15 protein-coding genes and 1 tRNA gene are annotated in these 18,727 nt (G+C 51.3%); 11 read left to right on the forward strand and 5 right to left on the reverse strand.

All coding sequences use genetic code 11. The features are described from left to right. Positions 1–17: 17 nt before the first annotated feature. From STSP2_RS08165 to STSP2_RS08180, 4 genes are read left to right on the forward strand one after another with little or no spacing between them, the layout of a single operon-like run. Positions 18–845: a pilus assembly FimT family protein gene (locus STSP2_RS08165; RefSeq protein ID WP_146661594.1), complete on the forward strand. Its 828-nt coding sequence runs from the start codon at positions 18–20 to the stop codon at positions 843–845. Positions 846–887: 42 nt separating this feature from the next. Continuing rightward, on the forward strand, positions 888–1,922 hold the full coding sequence (locus tag STSP2_RS08170; protein ID WP_236782751.1) for a type IV pilus modification PilV family protein: 1,035 nt from the start codon (positions 888–890) through the stop codon (positions 1,920–1,922). A gap of 30 nt (positions 1,923–1,952) precedes the next feature. After that, on the forward strand, positions 1,953–3,122 hold the full coding sequence (locus tag STSP2_RS08175; protein ID WP_146661598.1) for a prepilin-type N-terminal cleavage/methylation domain-containing protein: 1,170 nt from the start codon (positions 1,953–1,955) through the stop codon (positions 3,120–3,122). A gap of 51 nt (positions 3,123–3,173) precedes the next feature. Further along, entirely contained in the window at positions 3,174–6,206 is a 3,033-nt protein-coding gene (locus tag STSP2_RS08180) for a type II secretion system protein GspK (RefSeq protein WP_169853078.1), read from the forward strand. Positions 6,207–6,291: 85 nt separating this feature from the next. On the opposite strand, the gene STSP2_RS08185 is transcribed toward STSP2_RS08180, so the two are convergent. Both STSP2_RS08185 and STSP2_RS08190 read right to left on the reverse strand, forming a co-directional pair. Then, on the reverse strand, positions 6,292–8,664 hold the full coding sequence (locus STSP2_RS08185) for a hypothetical protein (RefSeq protein WP_146661602.1): 2,373 nt from the start codon (positions 8,662–8,664) through the stop codon (positions 6,292–6,294). Between the two features lie 97 nt (positions 8,665–8,761). Next, the gene (locus STSP2_RS08190) at positions 8,762–9,571 is read right to left on the reverse strand and encodes an inositol monophosphatase family protein (protein WP_146661604.1); all 810 of its coding nucleotides are present in this window, start codon (positions 9,569–9,571) and stop codon (positions 8,762–8,764) included. Positions 9,572–9,706: 135 nt separating this feature from the next. Between STSP2_RS08190 and STSP2_RS08195 the strand changes: the two genes are divergently transcribed. The 6 genes from STSP2_RS08195 to STSP2_RS08220 all read left to right on the forward strand — a co-directional run bounded on the left by STSP2_RS08195 (position 9,707) and on the right by STSP2_RS08220 (position 15,936). Next, positions 9,707–10,093 carry a DUF2752 domain-containing protein gene (locus tag STSP2_RS08195; RefSeq protein ID WP_169853079.1) on the forward strand — a complete coding sequence of 129 codons (387 nt, stop codon included), beginning with the start codon at positions 9,707–9,709 and terminating at the stop codon, positions 10,091–10,093. A 65-nt stretch (positions 10,094–10,158) separates the two neighbouring features. Further along, positions 10,159–10,824, forward strand: coding sequence for a hypothetical protein (locus STSP2_RS08200; RefSeq protein WP_146661608.1), 666 nt, complete (start codon positions 10,159–10,161; stop codon positions 10,822–10,824). Between the two features lie 30 nt (positions 10,825–10,854). Continuing rightward, positions 10,855–11,814 (forward strand): hydroxyacid dehydrogenase, encoded by a 960-nt coding sequence (locus STSP2_RS08205; RefSeq protein ID WP_146661610.1) that lies wholly within the window; start codon positions 10,855–10,857, stop codon positions 11,812–11,814. A gap of 119 nt (positions 11,815–11,933) precedes the next feature. Continuing rightward, a complete protein-coding gene (locus tag STSP2_RS08210; protein ID WP_146661611.1) occupies positions 11,934–13,646 on the forward strand; it encodes a DNA topoisomerase VI subunit B in 1,713 nt (570 codons plus the stop codon). 8 nt (positions 13,647–13,654) lie between these two features. Next, positions 13,655–15,025 carry a phosphoglucosamine mutase gene (gene glmM / locus STSP2_RS08215; RefSeq protein WP_146661613.1) on the forward strand — a complete coding sequence of 457 codons (1,371 nt, stop codon included), beginning with the start codon at positions 13,655–13,657 and terminating at the stop codon, positions 15,023–15,025. Next, positions 15,025–15,936, forward strand: coding sequence for a cation diffusion facilitator family transporter (locus tag STSP2_RS08220; RefSeq protein WP_146661616.1), 912 nt, complete (start codon positions 15,025–15,027; stop codon positions 15,934–15,936). Before glmM ends, STSP2_RS08220 begins: the two co-directional genes overlap by 1 nt. On the opposite strand, the gene STSP2_RS08225 is transcribed toward STSP2_RS08220, so the two are convergent. The 3 genes from STSP2_RS08225 to STSP2_RS08235 all read right to left on the reverse strand — a co-directional run bounded on the left by STSP2_RS08225 (position 15,937) and on the right by STSP2_RS08235 (position 17,436). Beyond that, positions 15,937–16,317 carry a DNA polymerase ligase N-terminal domain-containing protein gene (locus STSP2_RS08225; RefSeq protein WP_146661618.1) on the reverse strand — a complete coding sequence of 127 codons (381 nt, stop codon included), beginning with the start codon at positions 16,315–16,317 and terminating at the stop codon, positions 15,937–15,939. 6 nt (positions 16,318–16,323) lie between these two features. Then, positions 16,324–17,316, reverse strand: a complete 993-nt coding sequence (gene pta, locus STSP2_RS08230; RefSeq protein ID WP_146661620.1) for a phosphate acetyltransferase — start codon at positions 17,314–17,316, stop codon at positions 16,324–16,326. Positions 17,317–17,362: 46 nt separating this feature from the next. Next, positions 17,363–17,436, reverse strand: a tRNA-Arg gene (locus STSP2_RS08235). A 330-nt stretch (positions 17,437–17,766) separates the two neighbouring features. On the opposite strand from STSP2_RS08235, the gene STSP2_RS08240 reads away from it, so the two are divergent. Next, positions 17,767–18,678 (forward strand): electron transfer flavoprotein subunit beta/FixA family protein, encoded by a 912-nt coding sequence (locus STSP2_RS08240; RefSeq protein WP_146661622.1) that lies wholly within the window; start codon positions 17,767–17,769, stop codon positions 18,676–18,678. Positions 18,679–18,727: the final 49 nt, after the last annotated feature.

The following is an 18,727-nucleotide window of genomic DNA, read 5'->3' on the forward strand; positions in this document are numbered from 1 at the left end:
CGATGGGCGGGGCTTTGATGGCACGTAAACAGCGCAAAATCGGTTATACGCTTACTGAGCTGCTCGTGGTGATCGCGATCATCGCGGTGCTGGTGGCGATCGGTGTGCCCGCGGTCAAGTCTATTCAGGAGTCGTTCAATTCCGGCAGCAACGTAAAGACGGTGATCAGCAAGGCTCTGGGCAATGCCAGAGCGATAGCGCTGAAGGAGCAGACGTACGCAGGCGTGCGTTTTCAGCGGGCCCGCGACGGCAGACAGTATATGGTGCTGGTAATTTATGATCCTGGCGCAACGGAGCTGGATGCAAATGGATTTAGAGCGGTGCCAGGTAGGAAACCCAACAAGTTGCCTGAGCAAGTGTTAGTATTAGATGGATATTCAAATATTGTACGGGAAAAAAAAGGTTTCAAAGTCGTTGTCAAAGAAGAGCACCGAGGTGGTGATAATGAAGCTTTTGATGAAAATGTTGAATTAAATGAAACCTCGACGTTTTCTGTAGTATTTGGCCCTTCTGGAAGATTGATTGCAAGATCTGTTCGTGTCAGGAATAGGGAAGGTATACCAAACACGGAATCGAATGACCAACTTAGCGACGACAAGATATTTAACAAAAAAGCAGCAGTCGAATCTGGTGCCGCTCTTTTTTACCAAGATGGGTATTGTCTGACTGGAGCTGATTATTCACCCGATCTTGGTTACGGCCCTGAGACTTCGCGAAAGAGTTTTATTGTGTGTGATCGACTTGCGTTTGAAAAGGTGCCGCCAACTATGAGGTGGACGCGATATTTAAGAAATGCCGAAAACGTTTATATAAATTCGTACACGGGCGAAGTTGTTAATAAATGATTTTTTGATCTTTCCGTGGATCGGGATGGGAACAGAAGCTTGATGAGCTTTGGATATAAAAACAAGGGGTTTTCGCTGCTGGAGGTTATGATCGCGGCGGGCATACTGGCGGTCGGCTTTATGCTGATCGTGGCGATGTGGCCCGCGGCTATCAAGCTGACCGCGATGTCGACCGAAAGGACCATCGGCGCGGTCGCGGCGGATGAAGCGGCGGTGAAGATGCCGTTGTATGGCGTAGCTAACGTTGATCAAGAGACCGTTGATAATGCAAACATACGTTATCAAGCAGTGGCGGCAAGCGATAAGTATGCCTACATTGTGCCAAATGATGTTGATGGAACTCTTGTCACGACGGGAGTTAATGATGTCTATGTAGACCTGGTGGATGTGACTGGTTGGCCGTGGGATCCTCTTGCTAAGGACGGCGAGGGTAATGATATATGGGATTTTTCCAACGAGACTGCTTACCCGTCCACTGAGACCTTTGACGGTCCCAAGCATTATCACTGGTCTGCTTTGTGTAAGTATAATGATGATGTTGATAATTTTGCCGTCACGGATCGCACATTTGATGCTGTGGTATTCGTTTGCAGGCTGGGAATCGAAAACAAGGTTTATCCCTATGTAAATGTTTCCGGCAATCTCATTACAAGTCCATTGCCTCGGCCGATGAGGGTTTTTGTTGACTACAAAATTCAAGGTGGGTTGATTACGGGGTTCGAAGTTTCCTGGTTGACATCATCAGACCTGAGTTACGATAAAAAAGAAAACCTCAAGCTCGCGAAGTTTATGACTGAGAATGTTTCTGTCGTTGACGATAGGGCTGGTAGGTTGCTAGCAATATCTAATATTGAAATTACTGAAAGTGCAGATGATAAAAGTGACGCAGTTAAAGGTGATGTCTTGACTGCTATTCTAGCAAAGGATTTTTCTATGACATATCCCAGTTGGGTTGATACCCCAGGGGAAGTAGAAGCCTATCTAAAAGATTGGCCTGTCTGGTTTATTCCTCATGCTATTGGTGGCGGCAAGAGTCCGTGCGTGGGCGTTTATCATAAGAATATGCTGCGGTTTTAATTGACTTTAAATTGGGCTGGTTTTCAGCTTATGAGAAAAGGATTTACGATAATTGAGCTCATGCTTGCCATGGCGCTGCTGCTGGCGTTGCTGGTCGGTTCTGGCGTGGTTTTCAGCGAGGCAATCAAGGCGCATCGGGCGGCCAAGGCGACGTCGGAAGTGTCGAGCAAGCTGCGGGCGATCACACAGCAGCTAGAGGCGGATTTTCGCGGGCTGCAGGAGACCGGCGAGGTTGCGGTCGCATGGCAGGCGGTTCCGTTGGATCATGACGGCGACGGTACGACAGATGAGTACGTCCGGCTGGATCGGATCATGTTCTTCGCGGATGGAGATTTTGCGACGTATGGAACATGGCGAACCGACACGACTAGCACAGACGGTCAGATGCTCAATGGGAACCTGGCACGTGTCTGCTATGCACTTGCAAGTGATCCAGGAGGGAATTCTGCAATTGATCTGATGCCTCAAAACAGAATTCTGGCCCGGTCACAGCATCTTTATACGGCCATGACTGTTTATGATAAGAATGATAATCCCGTGGATTTTCCCGATCCTTCCGGCGGTACGCTTCAAGGTGCTACAGTTCCGTTCTCAGTGCCTAACAGCTTTTTTGAGTTTGATGCACTTACTATGTCCGGCTGGTTGAATTTGACATTCTCTGCAACCGGTGCCAGCGACAAGTCCGACCTTCTGGCACAGATATTTGCGATTGATCTGATGGGAAGTTCCGGCGATGAGGGTGGGCTGATAGTTTCGCCCAATTCCACGGTTGATCTTTTTGGCAATGCTACACCCGATGGGGCTCCTGTAGGTCTGCACCAGTTGTTGAGCCAGGGTGTTAGTGAATTTCGTGTTCAGGCATGGAGTGAAGTTGCTCAGGGCTGGTATCCACAGATTGATCCAAGCGGCGAATGGGATTTCGGTGATGACTATTCGGACAGATTCGTTGATGCTGGAGGTTCTCCGCTTGATCCTACGTTAGGCATTTCTTCTGCTGATTCACCTGTGGTTCTATATCAACCCGGCGGTACGTATTTTACAGTCAGCGGTGCGGGGGCGGCGGACGCAAGCACTGGGACGTTGGCTTTGCAGGAAGCGCCGGGGCTGGGCAGGGCGTTGAAATTCACGTTTACGATCCATGACGAAAACGGTTTTTTCGAGAACGGCAAGAGATTCAGCTACATTGTTGAGCTGAACTGATTTGTTCTTTTATAGCTTTGAAGCGGGGGAGCTATGTTCAGGGGTATAACCATGCATTCTAATGCAAATACAACGAATAATTGCAGGCGGGGGTCCGCTCTGCTGCTCGTGGTGGTCGTTACCGTTCTGCTGGCTGCGATCGGCGTGATCTTTCTGATGATGAGCCGGCTGGAAGAGATGGCGACTTCGTCGATAGCCGAAAACGAACAGCTAGACGCAGGTGCCCAGGCTGTTACGGCGCACATCGGCGAGGTGCTGGTGGACGATCTGTTCGATCCGGACGGCACGTGGAACGATGAGCCGACAGCGCAGCAGCCGTGGCTTGCGTCGGTTGAACCGGGATTGGACTCGGATAACGGCACGCCTTTTGATCCGGGTGATGACGAATTTCTGTGGGATCAGGTTAGCAGGTTGTATGAGGTTTTTCCTGGTTATGCGAACTTTAATGATGTTGTTGCGGATGTTGTTTCCGACAATGAACCTATCAGCTTCGATTCTTTGCTGGCAGATGCAGACGGTGACGGTGTTTCCGATAGCATATGGATGATTGTGCCCGGCATAACAGGTACTCGCGGGGAAAATATATATGCGGCAGTGCGTATAGTTGATAATTGCGCGATGCTGAATCTGAACACCGCTCTTGAATGTCCGGGCGATAGTGAGGGGCGGTATTTATCGGCAGTTGATTACAACGGTTTCCTTCGAGGCTCAGATGCTGCTTTATTGGACAGTGGTGGTGGTTGGAATGAGGAGACGAATGACCCTAACAATCTTAAACGTGCAAGGTGGGTAGATTATGATACTAACTTTGATTCTTTGAATCCAGCTTTCTGGCATGATAATGTTATTCTAAATATTGAGCAACCTGGGCCAGCTTTTAATCTTTTTGACATAGCTGAGGAACTTGAAATCCGGAACAGATTTTTGCTCACAAGTAAGGTAGAGTCACGCTTTGAGCGTAAGGACGTTCTTAACTACACCCTTGATTCTGGCGGAGGTATTTACAGTACGTTAACTATACCGATTGAGGAAGGCAATTTTGAGGCAAGGAATCCGGGCACCGGTGCAACTGAGTATTTCGACAATTTCGGTCGGTGGTCATGGCGAATGGATAGCCGGAATTTTTCTGACCCCTTGCCAGATGGGTCTGATCCTGCCAATCCTGCTCCATACAGGTATGACCGTCGGCATGTCTGCACTTTCTATAGTTTTGACAGGGAATTGGGCAAGCAGGCTTACCCTTATGTCAATGGCGAGTTAGGTTTGCTGGACAGGGACAGAGCTGACGAGTTCCTTACGCCTGCCGGAGTGGTTGAGTGGTACATTGATAATATCGACGCTGATTACGATGGGCCAGCGGCCGCGGACATTTTCATGCCGTACCGAGGTCCTGTGAATCTGCGTGAATTAAAGATGCTGCCACCCGATGCAACCGAGGAAGAGAAACTGGAAGTGCGCAAGACAGTGCTGCAGTCACTGTACGCATTCAGGGCTTACTATATTGAAAAGTATCCCGATGAAGATCCCCATGATGCTGCAGTACGAGCTGGACAGGCGGTTGCGAATCTGATAGATAACATGGATGGCACCAATACCGATGGGCTGATCGGGCCGTTTGCTGATGCTGACTACGGCAGTCAACAGTCAGAAGACATCACCTATATCGATCGTGATATAGTTCAGCAGTTAATACTTGATGTTAGTCTTGATGCCTTGAATTTTGACGATACTACAAACTACCAGATAGACATCACGGACGGTTCCGGCACTCTATTAGAGATTGAATTTGGGTTGGGAACTGATGTGGCCGACGAGGTGGTATTCGGCTATGAAAAGCAACCGTTTATTTCAGAGTTTTACATGGCCAGTTCGGATGTTGGCGGTACTTTTGAGATAACCTCGGTTGGGCTGGGTCTTTTGAATCCATATGATAAGTCCTTTTCACTTGATGAATGGGGAGTACGAGTCGGTTCGACTGGTGAGGTTCGCAAACTTACACCTACATATGCAGGTACAGTGGTCGGTCCTTATAATGATAGCAATGCCGAGCCCTTCGGTCGGCAGAAGATCATGAATACAATGCTGGACGGGGATATAATTAGCGAGATAAAGTCTGCTTACGATCCTAATAGCCCGGACGGTGGAGATGTGGCAGTGTATCTGATGCGCCTCGACCCGACTACAAGCGAACTTTCGTCCGATCTACAAGAGTATGTGGCTGTCGACATGGTGCCTTCGGCAGATGTAAGTGAGTTGGTAGGCAGGATCGATCAGGCTGCTCAGAATTCCAGTGCAGGTCAGTTCTCGTGCGAGCGTGATGAAAGCGGCTGGAAGTTTGCTGATGCCGGGAGCTGTGAATATGTTGACGTTGCAGGTGATTGGGTTTTGACCCAGCCAAATACGGCTGCTCTTCCTGACGCTCACAGTTACCAGTTGCCTGTTGCGGATGATGGTGAGGCGATAGAGACGCTGCTTGATCTTGAGAAAGTTGCGACTGGTTTGCGGGTTCATGTTGACGGTGATCCGAATACGCTGACGTCTCGTATAGCCGACAGTGCCGAATCGAACATTCGTTTCGATATTGAAGCTGCTGCGGCTGGGGATGTTTCGCTGCTGGATTATGTCTGTCTGCTGAATCGGCCCGAGGGTGATCTGCCGGGCAGGATCAATGTCAATACAGCGACTAAGGAAGTCATTCGGGCTGCGATACCGGACAATGGTGACTGGGACAGGGATGCACTAGCGGCTGCGATCGTTGAGTCTCGTGATACTACCGGACCGTTTGCGAGTCTGGGTGATCTGCTTGAAGTGCCCGGTTTCAAGGCATTGGCTGAGGACAGTGAGGATCTTGCCGGCACGGATCCATTGATGAAGGACGATTTCGAGGAACGCGATTATATCCTTTCGCGGGTGGCGAATGTGTTTACGGTACGCAGTGACGTGTTCACCGCGTACATTACGGTCCGCTTGGGTGAGAACGGCCCTCAGAAGAGGATGATCGCAATTTACGACCGCAGCAACGTGTACAGCCCGGACGATGAGCCGGAGCTTGTGGCGCTGCACCCGGTACCAAATCCGCGGTAGTGTGAAAGTTTGAGTATCAAAAGAAAAAGACCTCGGCTCGTGATTGAGCCGAGGTCTTTTTTATATCGCTGTCAGTTGGTCAGTTTCAGTTCTGAATCTTGACCGTTATCTTGCCGTCCTGAATTGACTGGACCTCGCCGAATTCAATCTTCTCAGCGAAAGCGTTGATATCCTTTACGGGCGAAACGGTGTAGGTTGTCCTGCCGTTCATCGTGCTGCTGCCGATGGAGTGCCAGCTTGCATCTTGTTTGATGATCTTCTTAATGTCTTCACTAATGGCGTCCTTCTGTGCGTCCGAAAGCTCACCGACGATCTCGATGCTGACACTGTCCTGCTGCGAATCCATCTTGAACTCGATCTCAGCGTCCTCTGATCCGCCGAACGGCTCCATTTCAAAAGGTTCTGACTGTCCGCCCATTCCGTTCTGCTGAGGCATCTGCTGCATCTGCATTTGCATCATCTGCTGCTGGAACTGCATGAAGCCGGCCATGACTTCCATAAGGTGCTGCTTTGGATAGACTCCTGTTATGTTGACCTGTCCGTTGTCGATGCTGCCGCCGAAACCGAACGCGCTGTTGGTCGGCAAGTTAAAGCTTTCGGCGAACATGGTGCCCATTCCAGCGGCCGGGCCGAGTTGACCCTGCATTGACTGCATCATTTCACCGAGGCCGCTCATTATGCGGATTATATTTACGGATCCGATAAAGTCCGCTGAGCCGATGTTTTCTATGTTGTTGTAAGCTACCGCGATATCAGGGGCAAGCGCCATAGTGGTCATGCCGGTGACTTTGTCGATCAGTTGCTTCATCTGGGTCTCGCCCTCAGGACCCATCGTCAGCAGCATCACATCGTCAGTGGACGCTACATTGTAAACCAGCGAATCACCATACATTGCATCGATGCTTTGCTGGAGCATCTGGGTGTCTTGTCCCTCCATTTCAGATTCGTCGAAAATAAGATTGAACAGGATCTTATCAACGGCGATATCTTTGTGGGTAAATTGGTCTTCTTGCAAAGAAATGTCAACAGACAGCGGAAGACCCATGGCTTCATACATCTGCGTAATCAGTTCGCCTGAGCCTTGTGTTAGTTTCTTGAAAGCCGCAGTGTCGGCGTTCTTGATCACATATGCCAGCTCAAAAGGCGGCTGCCCGGACGTATAGCTGAATGTAAAGGCCAATTCATTGCCCATTGCCTGGGCAGAATCCACAGCCATCTGCTTGAGCTCTTCGGCAAGTTGAGAGTCATCCGCAAGAAGTGTTTCGCTGAGCATTTCGAGTATGCTGACGTTTATTTTTTCGAAAGTCTGCGGATTGTATTTAGCGGCCATTTTGACTGCCTGATCAGCCGGCAAATATTTCAGCATTTTAAAGCCCGGCTCTACAGGCAGATTTTTTGTGAGCATCTCAGCGACATCTGAGCCCTGAAGAGCCGTGTATGTGATGTGCTTTTTCATGATGTCGGGAGTGAATTCCAGACCAAGTGTGATGCTGTCGCTCTGCTGGAGCAGTTTTTGTGCCATGTCGAAATACAGCTCTATAACCTTATCCGGCTGCACATTGGACATACCTGGCTGCCCCGTCATATCCTTCTGCATTTCGGCGAGAGCCTGCTGTTTGAACATCTCGAGCATCGGCCCGAAGTTGCGGTTAATGGCCTGCATGTTCAGGTAGGCCCAGAGATTCTGAGATGTCGCGGTTTTCTGTTCACTGCCGGTCAGGTTTGATGCCAGCGACTCGCCGGACAGAGAGTTGACGAGGTCGAGCAGGGCCTGCTTTTCGGGAACGCCGATCGTCATCATTGCCATACTCTTGCCGGGCACCTGCATGACATAGATGGCACTGCCCTGCATCATGGGTGATGTTATCTGTGCTATGCCGTTCTCGTCGGGTACGCCTGCGTTCTGATTAGCGTTGATGAATGCGTCATAAGTTGTTACTGGGACGAGTATGCCGAACTGCTGGTGAGCATTTACGAGCAGGGCAAAGTCGCCGTTGGTGTCGACTCCCTGCAGCATAGGCGTTCCGAGCAGCGAGCCAAGTTGCTGGCGAGCCATAGTGCCGACCGGAACGGGGGAGACACCCATCAGGTACTGATCGAGCATTGAAAGGGCGTTGTTGAAATTGTTGATCCGCAGACAGAACACACTGTCGGCAGGCAGCATGTTCAGCAGTTGATCGTCAGAGCTGACAACTTCTGGTTCCGCGTTGACTGGCTGCGGATCACGTGGAGCGGTTTCAGGTTCTTCCTGCTGCGGCTGTGCGACTGCTGCGGTAGTCTGGCTGGTTCGTATTTTTTCGATATAAGAGTTTCGCGGCTGGGCCTCTTTCTTTTTCACCTGACGATCCCGCGCCAGCTTCAGCGTCTGATCGCTCAGGTAGTCTGCGACCGCGATTGACGAAATACAGACACACAGGGCTATCAACCCGATTAAAGTAGTTTTGATTTTGGGCATCATTGCAGTCTCCTGAATAGAATATTGAACTTTTCCTTTTTAATGACGCATTTGTTGCTCGGCCGTTACAGCCTTTATTTGCAAAAATAGTATTTTTGCTCTAATCTGAGAACATATCCACAATTTCTTTGTGCACCTTGCCGTTCGAAGCAAGAATTGAAACTTCGGCAGGTTCGTACTTGTCCAGGTCCATCGGGAACAGCGGTTCTCCCGCAAGTGTCGTCACTTTGCCCCCTGCGCATTCGACGATCAGTGCCGCAGCCGCGATGTCCCATATCTTTGCCGTCGAAGCCAGCGCTGCAACCAGCCCTCCGTTCGCTACATAACTCAAATTCAGAGCCGCTGAACCCAATGCCCTGAATCTGGTGTTCTGCATGAGTTCGTTTATGGATGACAGGGCCGAGTCGGGAAAATGGCTGTCGATCGCAACGCTTGTAAATGACGACATCTTCTCCGAGCTTACGCCTATACGCGAATAATTAAGCTGAGCATAGTCATCCTTGACGGCTGTGAACATCGAGTCGGTCGAGGGTTCGAATACCGCTCCAACCACCGGCTCGCCGTTGTGCATTGCTGCCACGGAAACGGTGAAATGCAGTATGCCGTGCGAGAAATTCGCTGTGCCGTCGATGGGATCGATCACCCACCAGATCGGTTCGCGGGTTCGAGGGGCGAGAAAGAGCATGCTCCCGTCATCTCCTTCTTCGGCGATAAATCCGTGGTCCGGGAAAGTCTCCTGTATGCGGTCGATGATAATTCGCTGGCAGAGTGGGTCGGCCGACGTTACTATCTCATTTTCGTTTTTGATGCTGGTCTTGGTGTACTTGATCTCTTCCATGGCACGCTGGCCCGCAAGTCGAGCCGCCACTGTTGCCACTTCAAGGAGCCTGCTGAGATACGCGTGTTCCATGCGTCGGAATCCTTTCAACTTGACTTTGATTAGCTGATTACCTATGTTAACGCAAGAATGAGCCCAAGCCAACACACAAATTTAATAAAAAGGTTCTCAAAAGCTTCAATAGGTGAAAGGATTGCCGCTGCGGCGGTGTTTTTCGCGGTTATTGGAGGGTTCTACCTGCTATGGCTCGGTGCGACCGATCGAATCGAGGTCGGCGCCATCACCGGCGTTTGCGGTTTCAAGCAAAAGTTCGGCATACCGTGCCCTGGCTGCTATATTACCCGCTCGGGTGAAGCATTTGTGCAAGGGCATATACTCGAAGCCTTTAGGGTCCAGCCTGCGGGAGGGGTTCTGTTCAGCTTTGCGGCCTTAATAGGCGGAATTTCTTTGATTATTGCTGTTTTGGGGATAAAATTCAGGCTGCTCGATACAAACACCTTCGGTCGACTGGTTTCGTATTCGGTTCTGTTTCTGGTTTTCGTGCTGGCCTGCGGCTGGGCCGTGACGCTGGCCCGGGACCTGGCGAATCGATGACAAGAGCGGCGGTTATGTGTTTTTGAAAGTGTAGAGGAATTTAGTTTATAGTGAATGAGGTCTATATGAGAACTGCCTCAACAATCTGTTTGTGCCTGTTGCTCGCGGTCATTGCGATACCTAACGGCGGCTGCACTATACTAGGTTTTCTGGCGTCGCCAACGTGGCATGAGCAGAAAATACCCGCGGAATACAGGATCAAGGATCAGCAGGACCGCAAAATACTCGTTTTCGTAGACGAGGTCAGCGGAGCCAACGTCGGCCTGACCTTCCGAAGGAGCGTTGCCCAGACATTCGAGAATTATCTGATAGGCCGAACCGGGGTAAAATCAACAAACATAGTCTCTCGCCGGGGTATAGATTATTTGAGACAGAATCGGGACGATTTCAGCCTCATGACGCCAGCCGAAGTTGGCAAGGAGCTCGGTGCGGGGCTCGTTTTATACGTGCTTATCGAGGATTATGAGCTTTACGGGATGACTGAAGAGAGTTATTATAGGGGCTCTCTGCTTTCACGCAGTGTCCTGTTCGACAGCGATACCGGAACCATTGTCTGGCCTGACAAAAAAGGCGAGCCCGTGGACGCGATCGTGGAACTGGACACCAACAGGGATTCCGCAGTACAAAGGCTGGCAGCCGCTACGGCCCGGACAATAACGAACCGGCTCTTTGATTGCCCAAGGGACGAAATGAAAGTAAGTGACATACGAGATGAAGCGTATAACTGGTAATTTTATTAATGATGTTTTTCGGAGTTGATAATGGTAAAAATTCTCATTGCTGACAAGTTGGCGCAAGAAGGTATCGATCTTCTGGAATCAATCGATGGAATCAAACCTGTCGTCAAAACAGGCATGAGTGAAGATGAGTTGTGTGAATGTATCTCAGAGTACGATGGAATTATCGTAAGAAGTGCCACCAAGGTCACCGCCAGGGTCCTCGAGTGTGCCGATAAGCTTCGCGGTGTCGCAAGGGCCGGGGTCGGTGTAGACAACATCGATATCCCTGCTGCCACAAACAATGGCGTGCTTGTAATGAATACCCCCGGCGGCAACACGATCGCTGCTGCTGAGCAGACAATGACGCTGATGCTGGCGCTGAGCCGTAACACCGTTCCTGCCTGCAACAGCCTCAAAGCCGGTGCGTGGGATCGTAAGAAATATATGGGTAACCAGCTTTACCAGAAGACGCTGGGTGTGATCGGACTTGGCAGGATCGGCATGGCGGTTGTAAAGATGTCGACCGGTTTCGACATGAAGGTTCTCGGTTACGATCCGATCGCGGTGCCGAATGAAGCGAAAGAACTGGGTGTCCAGGTAGTTGATGACCTTGACAATATCTTCAAGGAAGCGGATTATATTTCTGTCCATGTGCCAAGGAATGAGCACACTACAGATATGATCGCCAAAGATCAGTTTGAGATGATGAAGCCCACCGCACGGGTAGTGAACTGTGCTCGCGGCGGCATCATAAACGAAAATGATCTGTATGACGCGCTTGAAGCGGGTAAGATCGCAGGTGCCGCACTCGACGTATTTGAGCAGGAGCCGCCTGAGAACAAGCGTTTCCAGGATATTGACAATTGTCTGGTTACGCCTCACCTCGGCGCAAGTGCTGCAGAGGCACAGGTTCAGGTTGCAGTTGAGGCTGCACAAATTCTCGCGGACGCTCTGACAGGCGGCGAGATCAAGAACGCCCTGAACCAGGTACGCGATCAGTAAAAGATCACATCGGCTGGGCTCTCAGGAGTCCGGCCGTTTTTATTTTTGACTGGCCTGTAAAACCTTGATTGTTAATAGTATGCCGGAAGGGCTGATCGTCCGGTCAGGAGTCAGAAGCTATGTCGGCAAAAGGAAGTGCTGCAAAGGAACAAATGAATTTCAATTTCGGAAGCGAAGAGACTGCCGTTGAGCAGCAACAGGATGTTGCGCAAAAACCCAAGACCAAGCGACGCGGCAGAAAAAGCAAACAAAGCGTTGCGGCCACCGCTGAGAGCATGGCGACCAAGCAGCGCGATATCAGCATCAGTGAATTTTTTGCCAAGAACAGGCACCTGCTCGGATTTGACAATCCGCGTAAGGCGCTTCTGACGGCCGTGAAGGAAGCTGTCGATAACGCATTGGATGCCTGCGAAGAAGGCCATATTCTCCCTTCGATCAGGGTTACCATCGAGCAGGTGGAGAATTACGACAATCGATTCGTACTCAAGGTTACCGACAACGGGCCTGGTATCGTCAAAAAGCAGGTGCCGAATATTTTCGCAAGGCTTCTCTACGGAAGTAAGTTCCATCGGCTGAAGATGAGCCGCGGCCAGCAGGGTATCGGTATCAGTGCCGCGGGTATGTATGGCCTGATCACCACGGGTGAGCCTGTGCAGGTTGTCAGCCGAACCAACAAGAACAAGCCCGCCTATCACTGCCATGTGCAGATCGATACGTCAAAGAATCGCCCTGATATTGTGTATGACGAGGAATGTGATTTCGAATTGCCCACCGGCACAGCGGTTTCGATAACCATGGAAGGGCGATATCTGCGGGGCAAGCAGTCCGTTGACGAGTACATCGAACAGACCGCGATGGCGAATCCCCACGTGAGTTTTGTTTATAACGCTCCGGACGGCAATACATACGAGTTCCCGCGAAAAACGGACGAGCTGCCTTTTATGCCTGTCGAGATCAAGCCTCACCCGTATGGCGTCGAGTTGGGTATGCTTTATAAAATGGCGCGAGACACGAAGGGCAAAAGTCTGCCTGAATTTCTGAACAAGGATTTCAGCAGGGTGAGCAAGCCCCTTTCACGAAAGATATGCAAGAATGCGAAGCTGCTCAGCGTTAAACCCTCTAAAATAACCCTGCAGCAGGCTGAGAAGCTGCACAAGGAGATCGGGCAGACCAAGATCATGGCCCCGCCCACCGACTGTATCGGACCGATCGGTGAAGAGAACCTTATCGAAGGTCTCGAGCGTGTAGTGGACGCAGACTTCTACGCAAGCTGCACACGAAAGCCAGCAGTTTACCGCGGCAATCCTTTCATCATCGAAGCCGCACTTGCCTACGGTTTCAAGGGTGAGACCGACGACAGTGACGACGATGACAAGCAGCCGATCATGCAGCTCAAGCGCATCGCCAACCGAGTTCCGCTGCTGTATCAGCAGTCTGCGGGTGCCGTGTTCAAGTCCGTGGTTGAGACGAACTGGCGCAATTACGGTTTGAGCCAGAGCAAAGGTGCATTGCCAAGGGGGCCTCTGGTTCTGATGGTACACATCGCGTCCGTCTGGGTGCCGTTCACTTCCGAGAGTAAGGAGGCGATAGCCCATTACCCGGAAATAATCAAGGAAATCAAACTGGCGGTCCAGGAGTGCGGCCGAAAGCTTGGCACGCATATCCGTAAGCAGCGTCGGATCAAGCAGGAACTGAAAAAACAGAGCTACATCAAGACATATCTGCCGCCCATCGGCGAGGCATTGCAGGAAATCCTTTCACTCAAGGACAGCGAAGTTGAGGATCTTGTGGGTAAGCTGGCGGATGTGCTGGAGAAATCACGTAAATTCTGAGGAGAACTATGGCTAGAGAACTTATACTTGGCATCAGCGGTATGAGGGGTATCATTGGAGAAAACCTCAACGCCAACACAGCAGTGGATTACGGCTGCGCATTCGGGACATTTCTGCAGGAAAAGTTTGACAGGGATGACATGAAGGTTTGTATCGGCCGGGACAGCAGAGTTTCGGGCTCGATGATTTTCAGTGCGGTCGCCTCGGGCCTGTGTTCGGTCGGCATCGATGTGATCGATCTTGGTATCGTCACCACGCCGGGCGTTGGGCTGATGGTTCGCCACCTGGAATGTGTGGGCGGTGTTGTCATAACAGCGTCACACAATCCAATAGAATACAACGGCATAAAGCTTTTGACCTCCGAAGGCGTCGCGCCGCCCAAGGATATGGCTGAAAGCATAATTGAAGTTTACAAAAAGCAGCAGTTCAATCTGGTCGACAGTATCGCATGCGGTGCGGTAAGTCGTAACGTGCAAACTCATGATCTGCACGTAGGTAAGGTGCTGGATATCGTGGACACCGATGCGATCGCAACCCGCAATTTCAAGGCAGTGCTGGACAGTGTGAACGGCGCCGGCGGAACGGCTGGCCGAATGCTGCTGGATAAATTGGGCTGTGAGGTTACGGCGATCAACGCGGAACCGACCGGCATCTTCGCTCATACGCCAGAACCTACGAAAGAGAATCTTGTCGGCTTGTGCGACGAGATCACCAAAGCCGGCGCGGATATCGGGTTCGCGCAGGACCCCGACGCGGACAGACTCGCGATCGTAGACGAAAATGGTGTTTACATCGGCGAAGAGTATACGCTGGCCCTTTGTGCGAAGCAGGTGCTCGGCAAGATGAAGGGCAAGACGGCCGCGAATCTCTCCACTTCCCGCATGATAGACGACGTGGCAGGTGAGCTCGGTTGCGAGGTGATCCGTACCGCAGTGGGCGAGGCGAATGTTGCCGACGCTATGATAAAGAACAACTGCATAATAGGCGGTGAGGGCAACGGCGGCATTATAGACCTGCGCGTTGGACCGATTCGCGACAGTCTGGTCGGTATGGCGCTGGTGCTGCAATTGATGGCTGATTCCGGTAAGACCGTAAGTGAGCTGGTTGGGGAAATCGGCGCTTATCACGTCGAAAAGAGTAAATTTGAGGCTGACAAACAGCAGGCAGCCGCTATCATTGAAGAAGCCAAAAAGGCGTTTCCGGACGCAGAGATAAACACGGTTGATGGCTGCAGATTCGATTTCAGCGACGGCTGGGTACACCTGCGGACAAGCAACACCGAACCTGTCATGCGACTGATCGTGGAGACCGAGACACCTGAAGCGGCAAAGAGATATGTAGAAAAGGTGGACGCTATCAGAGATAAGATCGTTGGTTAATGGACGCGCACAAGATCAACAGTGCTAATGCGAGCATCCGCAAGGTCACCTGGGGTGGTATATGGGCAAACCTCGGACTTGCAATAGTTAAAGTCTCCATTGGCTGGATAGGCGGTTCGCTCGCTCTTGTTGCTGACGGCGTGCATTCAGTTTCAGACATGGTTACCGACTTTGCTGTCTTGCTAGGTGCCCACTTCGGGGCCAAAGAACCGGATCCCAAACACCCTTATGGTCACGGCAGACTTGAGACTTTTTCCGCGATGTTTGTTGCGATTTTTCTGGCACTTGTCGGTGCGGGAATGATCTATCAGGCCAGCGTTGTGATAAACCGTGTGCATCTGGGTCATGAAAATATCGAGCCGATAGGCATTTCTGTTATGTGGGCGGCCATCCTTTCCGTCATTGCTAAGGAACTGCTCTATCGGATCACCCGGAAGGTTGCCCGGAGAGTTCACAGCCCTGCATTGTACGCAAATGCCTGGCACCATCGCAGCGATGCGCTCAGCTCGATCGCGGTGGTTATTGGTTTTGTCGCGTTTCGAGCGGGCTACGAGTACGCCGACCAGGTCGCAACTATCGCGGTGGGTCTGATGATCATCTGGGTTGCTGCGAAAGTGATCAGGGACTGCCTCGAAGAGTTTGCTGAAAGGGCGGTTGACGGTGAAACCATTAAGCAGATAGAACATGTGGTCAGTTCGGATGAGCGGGTGAAGGGCTATCACAAGCTCCGAACGAGAAATGTCGGCAGAGAGATATTCCTGGACATGCATATCCTGATCGACCCAAACATGAACGTCGAACAAGCGCATGACATTGCAGACGAGCTTGAAGCCGACATGCACGAACAGATCAGTCGACCGGTCAACATCATGGTGCACATCGAGCCGGACATCCCGAAGTTCAGAAAGTAGCTAACGTCCCGGGCCCAGCCTCTTCAAGAGCCAGCGATCATCTTCCTGTCTGCGAAGCTCAAACTGTCCATCTAACAGTTCCCCGTGCAATTCGAAAGAAATAAGGCCGGCTCGATTTTCGTGAAACAAGCATGTCCCTGCCTCTTCGATCTTGACATCTCCCGTACCCTGATTCACAGGCCCTTCATAAGTCAGGAACCGGAGCGGATGGTCGAATATTTTCACGGCAGGGCAGTCAGGTGACTTTGCCAGCTCGGCGGGGCACTCAGGCAGCCTCCACGTAAGAAGCGACTGGCCAGATTCAAGCATGAAATCCCAATGTGTATCGCCGGGACGGGTGTGTTTCTGGATGACGAATCGACGAAGCTCGTCGGCAGGCATGGATGATCAGCCCTCGGCCTGGATTGCGGTTATCGCCGCAGTCGCCACGATGTCGTCCGCAGTGCAGCCGCGCGAAAGATCGTTGACGGGCTTGTCCAGTCCCTGCAGGACGGGGCCGTATGCATCAGCGCCGGCCATCCTCTGTGTGAGCTTGTAGCAGATATTGCCCGCACCCAGATCAGGGAAGATGAACACATTGGCCTCTCCATTGAGCGGGCTGTCTGGTGCTTTCTTTTCGGCTACCGATGGAACGAATGCCGCATCGAACTGCAGCTCTCCGTCGATCGCGACTTTGTCGCCGAATCTTTCTTTGATCGCGGCATTGGCAAGCTTCGTCGCTTCTACGACCTTTTCCGCTCCCTGGCCGGTTCCCGATCCTTTAGTAGAATAGGAAAGCATAGCCACCTTCGGATCGAAACCGAACTGCAGGCCCGTCTGAGCGGTCGCAACCGCGATATCGGCAAGCTGCTCAGCGTTGGGGTCCTGGTTCAGCCCGCAATCCGAGAACAGATAAGTCGCGTCCGGGAAGACCATGAAAAACATGCTCGAAACAGTCTTCACGCCTTCGCGAGCCTTGATGATCTGCAAAGCGGGGCGGATCGTGTCGGCAGAGGAATGTGCGGCACCTGCCACCAGGCCGTCCGCATCGCCAGCCTTAACCATCATTGTAGCAAAATAAATTTCATCCTGGATGATCTCTGCCGCCTTATCCGCGGTCATGCCCTTGTGTTTTCGCAGTTCGTGGAACAGTTCTGCATACTGCTCTTTCTTTGGGCTGGTTGCGGGGTCAACCACGGTGATAAATTCCGTATCTGCGCCCATTTCTTTGAGCTTTGCGGTGACCTTATCAACGTTTCCGATCAGTACGGGTTTGACAAATTTCTTTTCAGAGATAGTTTTCGCTGCCTGGAGTGTTCTTTCATCGCTAGCTTCGGGCAGAACGACTGTTTTGTTTAGTGATGCTGCCCGATCGAGAATTGACTGCAAGAAATCTGCCATTTTAACCTTTCGTCCCCACTGAACCACACACATGACTAAAGAAGAACGCGTCTGTCAGGATTCGAACCTGAAACCTTCGGTTTCGTAGACCGATGCTCTATCCAGTTGAGCTACAGACGCCTGATCAATATTATATATCGCTGAATACAGCGTTAAAACGGCTTGGATTTGAATAGATGGGTAAAATACTAGGAAAGTTGGGCTATTGCAAGGGGATAAATCCAAGAATTACCCACATTTTGCTAAAATGCCCGCAGGTTTGACACACCCAGGCAGTAGCGGGGCACGTAAGAACAGATGTAAATAGGTATGTATAGCTAGGAAGTGGCCTATTGCCCAGTTAGAGTGATTTTTTTGTTTGACTTGACTTTCATTTGGGCTAAACTAACGCGACTCAGCAGGAAAAAATTGTGTATATAGGATGTAATTTGTCAGACAAGGAGATGTCCGGTGGCATATAATTGTGTAGTACTTGTTAAGCAGGTGCCCGATACGACACGTATCACGGGTGAGGCCATGAATCCAGACGGTACTGTAAATCGCGGCGCGTTGCCGGCGATTTTCAACCCAGAGGATCTCAACGCCCTGGAGCTTGCTCTAGATATTAAGGATAAGTTCGGCGGCAAGGTGACCGCTATAACCATGGGCCTTCCCACGGCCAGCACTGTTCTCAAAGAAGCACTCTATCGCGGAGCCGACGAGGCTATACTCGTAACCGATAGAAGGTGTGCGGCCAGTGACACGCTGGCGACCAGCTACATTCTCAGTTGTGCGGTCAAAAAGCTCGACCCGGATATCATTCTCTGCGGCAGACAGGCGATTGACGGTGACACCGCGCAGGTCGGTCCTCAGCTTGCTGAAAAGCTGGGCGTCGCACAGATCACATACGTTGAAAAGCTTCTCCAGCTTGAAGAGGACCGCATAGCTGCAAAGCGTTCCTTTGGAAACGGTTGGCAGGAAGTACGCGGCAAACTGCCCGTACTGCTGACGGTTGTCGAAGAAGCCAACGAACCCCGCGTCAACGTGGCTCATCGCATGATGAAATACAAGAACGCCATGAGCAAGGCAGACGTCGAAAAGCAGATCCGTGCCGAGAATCCCGATATGGACGACGAAGCGTTCAATAATGCTGTGAACGCCGAGGTCACCAAGCTTGAAAACAAGGGCATTCTTATCAAGCAGTGGGATCTGGATTTCCTCGCTGCGGACCTGCAGTGGTGCGGCCGAGACGGTTCTCCGACAAAGGTTCACAGAATACAAAGCGTTGTGCTGGCGGCCAAAGGCGCAAAAGATGTCGAGGCCACCGACCAGGGCATTACTGATATGGTACACGAACTCATCGAAGATAACACGATCGCCTAGCTGAGGAGCAGCAGGCTTTCACGGCAGCGAATGCAAACTATTATAAAGG

Origin of the sequence: Anaerohalosphaera lusitana (assembly GCF_002007645.1) — a bacterium.
In the GTDB taxonomy this organism is placed as follows: Bacteria; Planctomycetota; Phycisphaerae; order Sedimentisphaerales; family Anaerohalosphaeraceae; genus Anaerohalosphaera; species Anaerohalosphaera lusitana.